Annotated in this window: 12 protein-coding genes; 5 read left to right on the forward strand and 7 right to left on the reverse strand. The window is 59.7% G+C overall.

Annotation, left to right across the window (positions count from 1 at the left end; all coding sequences use genetic code 11):
- The first annotated feature begins 66 nt into the window (after nt 1-66).
- Nucleotides 67-492 carry a ribonuclease E inhibitor RraB gene (gene rraB / locus RTX96_RS17520; protein WP_103818571.1) on the forward strand — a complete coding sequence of 142 codons (426 nt, stop codon included), beginning with the start codon at nt 67-69 and terminating at the stop codon, nt 490-492.
- A 53-nt stretch (nt 493-545) separates the two neighbouring features.
- Complete coding sequence (gene miaE / locus RTX96_RS17525; protein WP_409418572.1) at nt 546-1,304, forward strand: tRNA isopentenyl-2-thiomethyl-A-37 hydroxylase MiaE; 759 nt, start codon at nt 546-548, stop codon at nt 1,302-1,304.
- 1 nt (nt 1,305) lies between these two features.
- Here the strand turns inward: miaE and RTX96_RS17530 are convergent, their stop codons facing one another.
- From RTX96_RS17530 to pepA, 4 genes are all read right to left on the reverse strand, one after another.
- Complete coding sequence (locus RTX96_RS17530) at nt 1,306-1,812, reverse strand: GNAT family N-acetyltransferase (protein WP_103818569.1); 507 nt, start codon at nt 1,810-1,812, stop codon at nt 1,306-1,308.
- Between the two features lie 57 nt (nt 1,813-1,869).
- Nucleotides 1,870-4,725 (reverse strand): valine--tRNA ligase, encoded by a 2,856-nt coding sequence (locus RTX96_RS17535; RefSeq protein ID WP_312671662.1) that lies wholly within the window; start codon nt 4,723-4,725, stop codon nt 1,870-1,872.
- Nucleotides 4,725-5,168 carry a DNA polymerase III subunit chi gene (gene holC, locus RTX96_RS17540; RefSeq protein ID WP_312269727.1) on the reverse strand — a complete coding sequence of 148 codons (444 nt, stop codon included), beginning with the start codon at nt 5,166-5,168 and terminating at the stop codon, nt 4,725-4,727. Before holC ends, RTX96_RS17535 begins: the two co-directional genes overlap by 1 nt.
- Before the next feature lie 84 nt (nt 5,169-5,252).
- Nucleotides 5,253-6,764, reverse strand: a complete 1,512-nt coding sequence (gene pepA / locus RTX96_RS17545) for a leucyl aminopeptidase (RefSeq protein ID WP_103818566.1) — start codon at nt 6,762-6,764, stop codon at nt 5,253-5,255.
- Nucleotides 6,765-7,020: 256 nt separating this feature from the next.
- Here pepA and lptF point away from each other — a divergent pair, with 256 nt between their 5' ends.
- From lptF to RTX96_RS17560, 3 genes are all read left to right on the forward strand, one after another.
- Nucleotides 7,021-8,121 carry an LPS export ABC transporter permease LptF gene (gene lptF, locus RTX96_RS17550; protein ID WP_103818565.1) on the forward strand — a complete coding sequence of 367 codons (1,101 nt, stop codon included), beginning with the start codon at nt 7,021-7,023 and terminating at the stop codon, nt 8,119-8,121.
- The gene (gene lptG, locus RTX96_RS17555; protein ID WP_312671663.1) at nt 8,121-9,203 is read left to right on the forward strand and encodes an LPS export ABC transporter permease LptG; all 1,083 of its coding nucleotides are present in this window, start codon (nt 8,121-8,123) and stop codon (nt 9,201-9,203) included. The genes lptF and lptG overlap by 1 nt, the downstream gene beginning before the upstream one ends.
- 107 nt (nt 9,204-9,310) lie before the next feature.
- Nucleotides 9,311-10,954 (forward strand): dihydroxyacetone kinase subunit DhaK, encoded by a 1,644-nt coding sequence (locus RTX96_RS17560; protein ID WP_312671664.1) that lies wholly within the window; start codon nt 9,311-9,313, stop codon nt 10,952-10,954.
- Nucleotides 10,955-10,996: 42 nt separating this feature from the next.
- Here RTX96_RS17560 and RTX96_RS17565 read toward each other — a convergent pair whose 3' ends face one another.
- The 3 genes from RTX96_RS17565 to RTX96_RS17575 all read right to left on the reverse strand — a co-directional run bounded on the left by RTX96_RS17565 (nt 10,997) and on the right by RTX96_RS17575 (nt 13,705).
- Nucleotides 10,997-12,010, reverse strand: coding sequence for an NAD(P)-dependent alcohol dehydrogenase (locus RTX96_RS17565; protein ID WP_312671665.1), 1,014 nt, complete (start codon nt 12,008-12,010; stop codon nt 10,997-10,999).
- Between the two features lie 85 nt (nt 12,011-12,095).
- The gene (locus RTX96_RS17570) at nt 12,096-12,683 is read right to left on the reverse strand and encodes a class I SAM-dependent methyltransferase (protein ID WP_312671666.1); all 588 of its coding nucleotides are present in this window, start codon (nt 12,681-12,683) and stop codon (nt 12,096-12,098) included.
- A complete protein-coding gene (locus RTX96_RS17575) occupies nt 12,680-13,705 on the reverse strand; it encodes an HNH endonuclease domain-containing protein (RefSeq protein ID WP_312671667.1) in 1,026 nt (341 codons plus the stop codon). The genes RTX96_RS17570 and RTX96_RS17575 overlap by 4 nt, the downstream gene beginning before the upstream one ends.
- Nucleotides 13,706-13,877: the final 172 nt, after the last annotated feature.

Raw genomic sequence — 13,877 nt, forward strand, 5'->3', positions numbered from 1 at the left:
GAGTGGAGGCATTGGCAACGGTATGTGAAAATAAGAGTATCTGCCGCACATTATGAGGAACAACCTATGGCAAACCCGGAATTACTCGAAGAGCAGCGTGAAGAGACCCGTCTGATTATTGAAGAGCTGCTGGAGGACGGTAGCGATCCTGATGCGCTCTATACTATCGAGCACCATCTCTCCGCTGACGATTTTGAAACGCTGGAGAAAGTGGCGGTAGAGGCGTTCAAACTGGGTTATGAGGTGACCGAGCCGGAAGAGCTGGAAGTGGAAGAGGGTGACACGGTGATCTGCTGCGACATTCTGAGCGAGTGCGCGCTGAACGCCGATCTGATCGACGCTCAGGTCGAGCAGCTGATGACCCTGGCAGAGAAGTTTGGCGTTGAGTACGACGGTTGGGGCACCTACTACGAAGATCCCAACGGCGAAGAGGGTGATGACGAAGACGATGAAGATTACGTCGACGAAGATGATGACGGCACCCGCCATTAATAAGATTTAATTGTTCGTGCGGTAGCGCCTGCTGCCGCACTGCAAGGAACGTCATGGACTACGCCCAGATACTCTCCCCGATACACACTTTCCTGCACTGCCCAACGCCGCAGGCGTGGATCGACAAAGCCCGCGATCCAGCCAACCTGCCCCTGCTGCTAACTGACCATATGGTGTGCGAGCTGAAGGCTGCGCAGACGGCAATGCTGCTGGTCCGCAAATACGTGGCGGATAAGAGCGGCGGCGATACGCTGCTTGAGTGGCTCAAACCCTACGAGGCCTTCACCTTTCGTGAGGGGCCAGAGCCGGATTTTGTCGCTCTGCACCGGCAGATTGGTAAGGGCGTGATGCCGCAGACCGACGATCCCTGGGGCCGCCTGCTGATCGACAGCATGGTGCTGCTGATTAAAGAGGAGTTGCACCACTTCTGGCAGGTGCGCGAGGCGATGACGGCCCGGAATATTCCCTACGTCAAAATCACCGCCAGCCGCTACGCCAAAGGGATGCTGAAGGAGGTGCGGACCCACGAGCCGCTGACGCTGATTGATAAGCTGATCTGCGGGGCCTATATCGAGGCCCGCTCCTGCGAGCGCTTTGCCGCCCTGGCGCCCTATCTCGAAGAGGATTTGCAGAGGTTCTATCTGTCGCTGCTGCGATCCGAGGCGCGCCACTACGAAGACTACCTGACGCTGGCCCAGGCGATATCACCCCAGGATATTACGCCCCGGGTGCGCTTTTTTGGCGAGGTGGAGGCGGCGCTGATCGCCACCCCCGACAGCGAGTTCCGTTTTCACAGCGGCGTACCGGCCTGACTCAGGCCAGCGCTTTTAACATCCGCACTTCACAGTCGACGTGCCCGGTACAGCCCAGCGGTCCGTCGATGTGTTCAAAGCCCAGATGCTCATAGAGGCCAATCGCCTCCTTCAGGAAAGCCGTGGTCTCGAGATAGCAGCGGGTAAAACCCTGAGTACGGGCGTGATCCAGCGCGGCGAGCGCCAGCTTTTTCGCCATCCCTTTGCCGCGTATGGCGGGCAGGAAGTACATCTTCTGCAGTTCACAGATATCCGGTTCGCTGCACTGGAGCGGGGCGATGCCGCCGCCGCCCACCACCTGGCCATCCTGCTCAATCACCCAGTAGGCGTGACCCGGCTGGCTGTAGAGGGTATACAGCTCATCAAGATTAGGATCGGCCACGGTATAGCCTTTGTCGGCGGTCAGGCCATACTCCGCTGAAACCTGGCGAATAACGGCGGCGATGGCCGCGTTGTCTTCAGGCGTGATGCGGCGCATGTGCAGTTGAGTGGCGGTTGCAACATTCATGGTGAGGCTCTTTGTTGATTAAGTGCCCCTTACCAGAGAGGTAAGGGGCGGACGCGATTACAGCGCGCTGATGACGCCCTGCTGTTCAACGAGTTTGGTTTTCGCTTCGGCCAGGCTGCTCAGACGCTCACGCTCTTTGGCAACCACCGCTTCCGGCGCGCGCGCCACGAAGCCTTCGTTACCCAGTTTGCTCTCGATACGACCAATCTCTGCTTCAACCTTAGCAACTTCTTTCGCCAGACGCTCCAGCTCGGCGGCTTTGTCGATCAGGCCAGCCATCGGGATCAGCAGCTCAGCGCCGTCGACGATCTTGGTCACGGAGACCGGACCTTTATCATCGGCAGGCAGCAGGGTGATGCTCTCCAGACGCGCCAGGGTCTGCAGGAAGCTGCGGTTGTCATTCACACGACGTGCCGCATCGCTGCTGCAGCCGCGCAGCAGCAGCGCCAGCGGTTTAGCCGGAGAGAGGTTCATCTCGGCGCGGATATTACGCACCGCAACAATCGCCTGCTTCAGCCACTCGGTATCCGCTACCGCCGCTTCATCCACCTGGGCGGCATCGAAGGCCGGGAACGGTTGCAGCATGATGGTGTCGGCGTTGTTACCGGCAATCACCTTCACGCGCTGCCAGATGGTTTCGGTAATGAACGGGATGATAGGGTGCGCCAGGCGCAGCAGACCTTCCAGCACCGTGACCAGGGTGTTGCGCGTACCGCGCAGCTCGGCTTCAGAGCCACCGTTCATCACCGGCTTGGTCAGCTCCAGATACCAGTCACAGAACTGGTTCCAGGTGAACTCATACAGGATGCCCGCGGCAATATCAAAGCGGAAGCTGTCCAGCGCTTCACGGAAGGCTTTCACCGTCTGGTTGAACTCGGCACGGATCCAGCGATCTGCCAGGGAGAGGGTCATCTCGCCGCCGTTGAAGCCACAATCCTGATCTTCGGTGTTCATCAGCACAAAGCGGCTGGCGTTCCACAGCTTGTTACAGAAGTTGCGGTAGCCTTCCAGACGCTTCATATCCCAGTTGATGTCGCGGCCAGTAGAGGCCAGCGCCGCCAGGGTAAAGCGCAGGGCGTCGGTGCCGTGCGGCTCGATGCCGTTCGGGAACTGCTTCTCGGTGCGCTTGGCAATCTTCTCAGCCAGCTGCGGCTGCATCATGTTGCCGGTGCGTTTCTCCAGCAGATCCGCCAGGGAGATACCGTCCACCATATCCAGCGGATCGATAACGTTGCCCTTGGATTTGGACATCTTCTGGCCTTCGTCATCGCGGATCAGACCGGTCATGTAGATGGTCTTGAACGGGATCTGCGGCTTGCCATCTTCATCTTTGATGAAGTGCATGGTCATCATGATCATGCGGGCGATCCAGAAGAAGATGATGTCGAAGCCGGAGACCATCACCGAGGTCGGGTGGAACTGACGCAGGGCGTCGGTGTTCTCCGGCCAGCCGAGGGTAGAGAAGGTCCACAGCGCGGAGGAGAACCAGGTGTCCAGCACGTCTTCGTCCTGGCGTAGCGCCACGTCGGCACTCAGGTTGTTCTCCTGGCGCACTTCCTCTTCCGTACGGCCAACAAAGACGTTGCCTTCGTTGTCGTACCAGGCCGGGATGCGGTGGCCCCACCACAGCTGACGGGAGATACACCAGTCCTGAATATCGCGCATCCAGGAGAAGTACATGTTCTCGTACTGCTTCGGCACAAACTGGATGTCACCGTTCTCAACCGCTTCCACCGCCGGTTTCGCCAGCACGTCAGCGCGGACGTACCACTGGTCGGTCAGCATCGGCTCGATCACCACGCCGCCACGGTCGCCGTACGGCACGGTCAGGTCGTGAGGTTTAATCTCTTCCAGCAGGCCAAGGGCGTCAACGGCAGCCACTACCGCTTTACGGGCAGCAAAGCGCTCCAGCTTCTGGAACTCAGCCGGGATCTCGCTGGAGTAGACGTCGGTTTCGTTTCCTTTGGTGTCGTACACCTCTGCGCTCTCACGGATATCGCCGTCAAAGGTCAGGATGTTGATCATCGGCAGGGCGTGACGACGGCCCACTTCGTAGTCGTTAAAGTCGTGCGCCGGGGTGATCTTCACGCAGCCGGTGCCTTTCTCCATGTCCGCGTGCTCGTCGCCCACAATCGGAATGCGACGGTTAACCAGCGGCAGCACCACGAATTTACCGATCAAATCTTTGTAGCGCGGATCTTCCGGGTTCACCGCGACGCCGGTATCCCCCAGCAGGGTCTCCGGACGGGTGGTGGCAACGACCAGGTAATCTTTACCGTCGGCGGTTTTCGCGCCGTCGGCCAGCGGGTAGCGGATATGCCACATGGAGCCTTTCGATTCGCGGTTCTCAACTTCCAGGTCGGAAATCGCGGTGCGCAGCTTCGGATCCCAGTTTACCAGGCGCTTGCCACGGTAGATCAGATCTTCTTTATAGAGGCGAACGAACACCTCTTTCACGGCGTTGGAGAGGCCTTCGTCCATCGTGAAGCGCTCGCGCTCCCAGTCCACGGAGTTGCCGAGACGGCGCATCTGGCGGGTAATGGTGCCGCCGGACTCTGCCTTCCACTGCCAGATTTTATCGATGAAGGCATCGCGACCGTAGTCGTGGCGGGTTTTTCCCTCTTCAGCGGCAATCTTACGCTCCACCACCATCTGGGTGGCGATACCCGCGTGGTCGGTACCGGCCTGCCACAGGGTGTTTTTGCCCTGCATGCGCTGGTAGCGGATCATGGTATCCATGATGGTCTGCTGGAAGGCGTGGCCCATATGCAAACTGCCGGTCACGTTCGGCGGCGGGATCATGATGCAGAAGCTCTCCTGGCTCTCATCGCCATTCGGTTTGAAGTAGCCCTGCTGCTCCCAGTGCTCGTAAAGCGGCTGTTCGATATCTTGGGGGTTATATGTCTTTTCCATTATTTCCAGGTTGCCGTGTTCAGGTTGAAACCAGCCAGGCGATAGGCTTTATAGCGCTCGCGAGCCAGTTGTTTCAGAGTTTCTTCGTGAGGAACGAAGTCTATCACTTCTGTGAAAGCGGTGGCAAAATCTGCAAAGTTTACCCGCAGACTGATCAGCAGATCGCGCGGGCTGCTGTTGCGTTTTTGCGGCCAGGCGATCTCCACCGGCGCACCGCCGCGCGGCCCTTCGCCCGCCAGATTATGCGGCACAAAGCTCTCTGCCGGACGCGCCCACAGGGCCTCGTCGAGGCGGATCGCCTGCCGCTCATCTTCGCAGGCGATCAGAACGCGTTTACCTGCGCGCCAACGTTCTGCGGCAATCTCACACACCAGTTGTTCAACGGCGCTTAAGCCATCCTGCTGCGTGTCATTGTCCAGAAGGTAGAACGTTGCATTCTTCATATATGGGGCTTCTTGTGGTCACTTTAAATGCGAAGCCGGGTGGCGCTACGCTTACCCGGCCTACAATTTACTGCTCTATTACGCCTACTCTTCGCCGTTAAACCCGGCGCGGTTCAGCAGGAACTGCGACAGCAGGGCGACCGGACGGCCGGTTGCGCCTTTGGCTTTGCCGGAGCGCCATGCGGTCCCGGCGATGTCGAGGTGCGCCCAGTTGTACTTCCGGGTAAAGCGCGACAGGAAGCAGCCCGCGGTGATCGCGCCGCCAGGGCGTCCGCCGATGTTGGCCATATCGGCAAAGTTCGACTCCAGCTGCTCGTAGTACTCGTCGCCCAGCGGCAGACGCCATGCGCGATCTCCCGCCTGCTCGGACGCGCCGATCAGCTCGTGGGCCAGCGGGTTGTGGTTCGACATCAGGCCGGTGATGTGGTGGCCGAGGGCAATCACGCACGCGCCGGTCAGGGTAGCGATGTCGATCACCAGCTCGGGATCGAAACGCTCTACGTAAGTTAATACGTCGCACAGCACCAGACGCCCTTCGGCATCGGTGTTCAGCACTTCTACGGTCTGGCCGGACATGGTGGTCAGAACGTCCCCCGGACGGAAGGCGCGACCGCCGGGCATGTTCTCACAGCCCGCCAGCACGCCCACCACGTTCAGCGGCAGCTTCAGCTCGGCGACCATGCGCATTACGCCGTAGACCGCCGCCGCGCCGCACATGTCATACTTCATCTCATCCATGCCTTCGGCAGGCTTGATAGAGATACCGCCGGAGTCAAAGGTCAGCCCTTTGCCCACCAGCACAATTGGGCGCGCGTCTTCATCAGTGCTGCCCTTGTACTCGATGACCGACATCAGGGATTCGTTCTGCGAGCCCTGGCCTACTGCCAGGTAGGAGTGCATCCCCAGCTCGCGCATCTGCTGCTCGCCGATCACCCGGGTGGTGATGTTCTCGCTGTTGGAGTCGGCCAGCTGGCGTGCCTGCGAGGCGAGGTAGCCCGCGTTACAGATATTCGGTGGCATATTGCTGAGATCTTTCGCCGCTTTAATGCCGCAGGCGATTGCCAGACCGTGCTGAATGGCGCGCTCACCGCTGGTCAGCTCCCGGCGGGTCGGCACGTTGAAGACCATCTTACGCAGCGGACGACGCGGCTCGGATTTGTTGGTTTTCAGCTGATCGAAGCTGTAGAGCGTCTCTTTTGCCGTCTCTACCGCCTGGCGCACTTTCCAGTAGGTGTTGCGCCCTTTAACGTGCAGTTCGGTCAGGAAGCAGACCGCCTCCATCGAGCCAGTATCATTTAGCGTATTTATCGTTTTCTGAATAACCTGCTTATACTGGCGCTCGTCCAGCTCACGCTCTTTCCCGCAGCCAATCAGCAAAATGCGCTCTGACAGGACGTTAGGAACATGGTGCAGCAACAACGTCTGTCCCGGCTTGCCTTCCAGCTCTCCACGGCGCAGCAGCGCGCTGATGTAGCCGTCGCTGATCTTATCGAGCTGCTCGGCGATAGGGGAGAGCCGACGCGGTTCAAACACGCCAACCACGATGCAGGCACTCCGCTGTTTCTCCGGGCTACCGCTTTTTACACTGAACTCCATGCACTACGCTCCTGAATCTTAAAGACAACAGCCGGGGCTACGGATAGAATTGCAAGCTTTCGTAACTCATGTCCGCTGTTGCGGTGACTTCGTGTTAATCTTAGTTCGACACGTCAGAACATATCCTGAAACGTGCATCCGCTAAGTTTCTTATATCTTAGCGATGCTTTCGACGACTCAAGAGAATAAATGACGTTTAAGCCATGAAACAAGCGATTTTCCTGCAAAAAGACGGGTTTTTACGGGCGTATTTATAGTGATAATCATAAGATATCTGGTTCGGGAGACGCTAAAAAGTCAACTTGCGATCCTATTCATCCTGCTGCTGATCTTCTTCTGTCAGAAGCTGGTGCGGATCCTCGGTGCAGCCGTTGACGGTGATATCCCGACAAATCTGGTGCTCTCCTTACTGGGGCTGGGCGTACCTGAAATGGCGCAGCTGATCCTGCCGCTTAGCCTCTTCCTTGGGCTGCTGATGACCTTCGGCAAGCTCTATACCGATAGCGAGATCACGGTGATGCACGCCTGCGGCCTGAGCAAGGCCGTGCTGGTGAAGGCCGCGATGGTGCTGGTTGTCTTCACCGGCATTCTGGCCACCGTTAACGTGATGTGGGCCGGACCCTGGTCCTCGCGTCATCAGGATGAGGTGCTGGCGGAAGCCAAAGCCAACCCTGGCATGGCGGCGCTGGCTCAGGGGCAGTTCCAGCAGGCCACCGACGGTAACTCGGTGCTGTTTATCGAGAGCGTCAGCGGCAGCAGCTTCCACGACGTCTTCCTTGCGCAGCTGCGTCCTAAAGGCAACGCCCGCCCATCGGTGGTGGTGGCCGACTCCGGCCAGCTCTCACAGCGCAAAGACGGTTCGCAGGTGGTGACCCTGACCAAGGGAACGCGCTTTGAAGGCACCGCGCTGCTGCGCGACTTCCGCATTACCGACTTCCAGGGCTACCAGGCGATTGTTGGCCATCAGGCGGTGGCGCTGGATCCGGACGATACCGAGCAGATGGATATGCGCACCCTGATGCGTACCGACACGCCGCGGGCGAGCGCGGAGCTGCACTGGCGCTTAACCCTCATCTTCGCCGTGTTTGTGATGGCGCTGATGGTGGTGCCGCTCAGCGTGGTGAACCCGCGTCAGGGCCGCGTGCTGTCGATGCTGCCAGCGATGCTGCTCTACCTGGTCTTCTTCCTGGTGCAGACCTCGCTGAAGTCCAACGGCGGCAAGGGCAAGCTCGATCCGATGATCTGGATGTGGGCAGTGAACCTGCTCTATCTGGCGCTGGCGGTTGTGCTGAACCTGTGGGACACGGTGCCGATGCGCCGGATACGCGCCCGTTTTGTGCGTAAAGGAGCGTTATAATGCAGGCTTTTGGCGTACTCGATCGCTATATCGGTAAAACCATCTTCACCACCATCATGATGACGCTGTTCATGCTGGTGTCGCTCTCCGGCATCATCAAGTTTGTCGATCAGCTCAAGCGTGCCGGGCAGGGGAGCTATGACGCGATGGGCGCGGGGATGTACACCCTGCTCAGCGTGCCGAAAGATATTCAGGTCTTCTTCCCGATGGCGGCCCTGCTGGGCGCGCTGCTGGGCTTAGGGATGCTGGCCCAGCGCAGCGAGCTGGTGGTGATGCAGGCTTCCGGCTTCACCCGTTTCCAGGTCGCGCTGTCGGTCATGAAGACGGCGATCCCGCTGGTGCTGCTGACGATGGCCATCGGCGAGTGGGTAGCACCGCAGGGCGAGCAGATGGCGCGTAACTATCGTGCCCAGGCGATCTACGGCGGTGCGATGCTCTCTACCCAGCAGGGGCTGTGGGCTAAAGACGGTAACAGCTTCGTCTACATCCAGCAGGTCTCCGGCACCAACGAGCTGAACGGCGTAAGCATCTACAGCTTCAACGACCAGCGTCGCCTGCAGTCGGTGCGCTATGCGGCCCACGCCTCCTTTGATGAGCAACAGAAGGAGTGGAAGCTGTCGCAGGTAGATGAGTCTAACCTGCAGGATCCGAAGCAGATCACCGGCTCCCAGACAGTGAGCGGCACCTGGAAGACCAACCTGACCCCGGACAAGCTGGGCGTGGTGGCGCTGGAGCCGGATGCGCTCTCCATTAGCGGCCTGCGCGACTATGTGAAGTATCTGAAGTCAACCGGGCAGGACTCCGGGCGCTACCAGCTCAACATGTGGAGTAAGATCTTCCAGCCGCTGTCGGTGGCGGTGATGATGCTGATGGCGCTGTCGTTCATCTTTGGCCCGCTGCGCAGCGTACCGATGGGCGTGCGCGTGGTCACCGGGATCAGCTTCGGCTTCGTCTTCTACGTCATGGACCAGATCTTCGGCCCGCTGACGCTGGTGTACGGCATCCCGCCGATTATTGGCGCGCTGCTGCCGAGCGCCCTGTTCCTTGCCATCAGCGTCTGGCTGATGATGCGCCGGGCCTAATCCTGCCTCCCCGCTCTTTTTTGAGCGGGGAAAATCTCGCTTTCATACTTTGCGCTTCGTCACACCGTCTATGCTTTCCTTACGATTAATTAACCGCTCGGGAAGCTATGTCCAAATTTTTCTTCAACGACCGCAAGCAGCTGGTCAATGATGCCATCGAAGGCTTAATTATCTCCGCGCCGCACGCTAACCTGGTGCGTCTCGATATCGATCCCGCTATCCGCATCGTGGCGCGCGGCGACTGGGACAAGGGGCGTGTGGCGGTTATCTCCGGCGGCGGCTCGGGCCACGAGCCAGCCCACGCCGGCTTCGTCGGCAAAGGTATGCTCACCGCTGCCGTCTGCGGGGACGTGTTCGCCTCCCCCAGCGTCGACGCCGTACTTAACGCCATCGTCGCCGTTACCGGCGATCGCGGCTGCCTGCTGATTGTCAAAAACTACACCGGGGACCGCCTCAACTTCGGCCTCGCGGCGGAGAAAGCCAAACGCCACGGCCTGAAGGTGGAGATGGTGATTGTCGCTGACGATATCGCCCTGCCGGATAACAAACAGCCGCGCGGCATCGCCGGCACGGCGCTGGTGCATAAGATTGCGGGCTACGCCGCCGAGCAGGGTAAATCCCTCGGCGAGGTGCGAGCGATAGCCCAGCAGGCCAGCGACAGCGTCTGGAGCCTTGGGCTGGCGATGGAGACCTGCAACCTGCCGGGCAGCGGCGAAGAGGAGGAGAACCGCATCCAGCGCGGTAAGGTCGAGCTGGGCCTCGGCATCCACGGCGAGCCAGGGGCCAGCACCGTCGACACCCACAACAGCAAAACCCTTATCGACACCCTCGTTGAACCGCTGAAGGCGCAGGCGGGTAACGATCGCGTGGCGGTGCTGATCAACAACCTCGGCGGCGTCTCGGCCCTGGAGATGGCCCTGCTCACCAAAGAGCTGGCGCACTCGGCGCTCAAGGATCAGATTGCTTACCTCATCGGCCCCGCGCCGCTGGTCAGCTCCCTGGATATGAAAGGCTTCTCCCTCTCGCTGCTGCGCCTCAACGATGAGTTCGAGCGCGCCCTCAACGCGGACGTCGAGACCGTCGGCTGGCAAAAACCGGTGGCCTTCGCCCCGGTACGCACGGTTAAGCACAGTGCGATTAACACCGGCATTGAGATCCAGCCCTCCGACAACCCCCAGGTTAGTGCCATAGTCAAAGCCGCCGCCGAGACGCTGATCGGCCTCGAGAACCGGCTCAACGCGCTGGATGCCAAAGTGGGCGACGGCGATACCGGTTCGACCTTTGCCGAAGGGGCGCGAGATATTGCCCAGCAGCTTGAACAGGGTAAGCTGCCGCTGGACAACAGCGCCCAGCTCTTTCAGCTCATCGGCGAGCGCCTGGCGACGGTGATGGGCGGCTCCAGCGGGGTGCTGATGTCGATATTCTTTACCGCTGCCGGGCAGGCGATCCACGACGGAGCGAGCATCGCCGATGCGCTGTTAAAAGGCCTTAAGCAGATGAAGCACTACGGTGGAGCGGATCTGGGTGACCGGACGCTGATCGACGCGCTACAGCCCGCCCTGGAGGCGTTGCAGAGCCAGGATCTTAGCGCTGCGGTTGCGGCCGCTAAAGCCGGGGCAGAGAGTACGGCTAAGATGCAGAAAGCGGGCGCGGGGCGCTCGTCGTACGTTAACAGCGACAGCCTGACCGGCGTTACCGATCCAGGTGCAGTGGCCGTTGCCGAAGTCTTTGCCGCTCTGGAGAAGGTCTAAATACGTAGGCCCGGCAAGCTCGCGCCGCCGGGCGTTTACTATTTAAAAATCTGCCTTCAACACCACGCGATAACGGGCCTTGCCGTCACGAACGTGCTGCAGGGCCTCGTTGATCTGCGACATCGGGAACAGCTCGGTCTGCGGTGCCACCTTGCTGCGACCGGCAAAGCGCAGCAGCTTGCGCAGCTCGTACGGCGTCCCGGTTGCGGAACCGGAGATGCTGCGGTCACCGCCAATGAGGGTAAAGGCCGGGACCGGCTTCAGCACCGCGCCGACGGTGTGGAAATTACCGCCGTGTGCCAGTGCCTCGAAGTAGGGCTGCCAGTTCAGGTCGACGTTAACGGTGTTGATAATCAGATCGAACTGACCCGCCAGGGCTTTTAACGCCTCTGGATCGCGGCTGTTCACTACCTTATCCGCACCGAACCCTAATACTTCCTGCTCTTTCGCCGGATTAGAGCTGAACGCCGTCACCTCGCAGCCCATCGCATGCAGCAGCTTAATGGCGATATGACCCAGACCGCCGATACCGATCACCCCGACGCGGCTGGTGGCGGTAATGTTGTGCATCAGCAGCGGTTTAAACACCGTGATGCCGCCGCAGAGCATTGGCCCGGCGGATTCAATATCGATGCTGTCCGGAAGCGGGATCACCCACTGCCAGTCGGCGCACAGCTTATCAGCAAAGCCGCCGTGGTTGAGGATGGTCGGCGTCGCGCCTTCCAGACAGTTGATCTGGTTGCCGCTGATACAGGCATCGCAGTGGCCGCAGCTACGCGCCGTCCAGCCGATACCCACACGCTGGCCCACCTTCAGACCTTTGTCCTGCGCCGCGCTGCCCAGCGCCACCACGCGACCAATCACCTCGTGCCCGGCGATCAGCGGATACTGGGACATGCCCCACTCGTTGTCGATCATCGACAGGTCAGAGTGGCAGATCCCGCAGTAGTCTACCTGTACCTCAACGTCCCCCGCCTGCAGTTCACCAGGATCGTACTCGTACAGCTCCAGTTCGCTCCCAGCTTCTTTCGCGGCATAGCTTTTTATTGTGCTCATTGTGATTTCCTCAGGTTCAGCGTTGATTAGGAAGTGTAGAGCATGGGGTAGGGGCACGCATGGGCGTAAGGTGCGAGATGGCAGGCTATTCAGTCAGATGCTTACGCAGAAGGGCGTTCAGCCAGACCTCGTCGCGCTCAGGGCGTTTATCCTGCGTCGTCCACTGCTCGATGATGCTCACCTGCGGCAGAGCAGATACCAATGTTTGCAGGCCAGCCTCATTCAGATCGGTAAAATGCCGCCCCTCCTTTTCCCGCTCGGTAGTACCGTATTTAAACGACAGATACCAGACGCCACCCGGTTTCAGTGCGCGGGCGAGACGATGCATCGCCGCGGGCAGCTCGGCCTGAGGAAGATGCAGCAGCGAGGCGCAGCACCAGATCCCATCGTAGCGCTCTTCGGCCTTCAGCGCGCTGAACGTCATCTGCCTGACCGGCAGGCCGGTATAGGCCGTGGCAAGCTCCACCATCTCCGCCGAGGCGTCGAAAGCTTCCACCTGGTAGCCCCGCGCGCTGAACGCTTTGGCGTCGCGCCCGGAACCGCACCCTGCGTCCAGCACGCATCCACCGGGAGCAACAAAGCGCAGGAAGGGCGCGTAGAGGGAGGACATATCAACCCCTACTGTGGCGTCGAAAAACGTCTGCGCGTTGCGCTGGTAATACGTCATCGTCATCTGAACATCACCTCTCCGGCGGCAACCGGCTGCCAGGTGTGGAACCGACAGGCGAGAGCGGCGTTCCAGCTATCGTTTAAGAACGTGCGGCGCACCGGCTCGCTCTTGCCGGTCTGGTTAATGATCGCCTCATGCAGCGGCAGCCTGCTGTTAATAAAATACTCGTTGCGGGCATGGAGACGATAGAGCAGATCGAGGGTCGGAACTTGCGCGAACTTGCCGTTCTCCCCCCGGTTGCAGGCCTGGCAGGCCAGGACCAGGTTCCAGACACCGTTGAGGTTCATGCCTGGCATATCCTTTTGGGCAACCAGCGGGATAAAGTGATCTACATCGGCCAGCAGCGGATGCCCGGACTCCAGGCTTATCGGCGCGTTGCAGTAGAAGCAGTGTCCCTTCTGATAGCCGTTAAGGCTGTTGCGGCAGCTGGTAAGCGAGATGCGGTAGCTGTTGAGCTGGGTAAAGAGGGTTTCACTTCCCGCATCGTAATGCACGTCCAGCAGCTGCGGGGGCAGAGCCATCTCCCAGGCCTTCTCAACCAGCCGCCAGCGGGCATCGGTTTCATGCACCAGGTTGTGGAACTGCTGCGTCTCCGTCAGGCGGTAGAACTCATCCGTCAGACGGATGCCCTTGTGCTCCCGGCGTTCATTGATGAAGAACTGCTTCTCCAGCGGCCCACCGTTGACGTTGTGGAAGGCCTTTAGCACTACCGAGAAGCCGTAGCGCACCGTCACCTGACGCAGCTCATCCTCGTCAATTTCACCCAGATTATACTGCTGGCAGGCGGTAAGCAGCGGGCCGGGTTTCTTGTCATTGAGGATCTGCCGGGGGGCGTTTTTCAGGTGCTCGCAGATATGCCGGCTAAAGGGCACGGCCAGATCGTCGAGTTTAATCAGAGTATCGCTGCGATCGACATCATACAGGGCATGGGCTAGGGCGAACTTGTAGGTGGCAAAGTTGTTGCCGAAGAGGATCACGCCGCGCCAGTAGTTCTCCAGCGTGGGATCGACCTGATAGAAACGCATGCCTGCATCCTGATGTCTGTTGATGGGGTAACCCCAGCCAATAACAGAATCAAATAACAAACAGGGGATAATGTAAACCTCAGATTGTGTTGCAGGTTTTTGCGAGGCGGGTCGAGAGGGGGAAGGCAAGGGCGGGGCAACGGTGGTTTTTTATGCGGTTAGCGTTGGAGGC

The sequence above is a fragment of the Pseudescherichia sp. genome (assembly GCF_032052675.1).
Lineage (GTDB): Bacteria > Pseudomonadota > Gammaproteobacteria > Enterobacterales > Enterobacteriaceae > Pseudescherichia.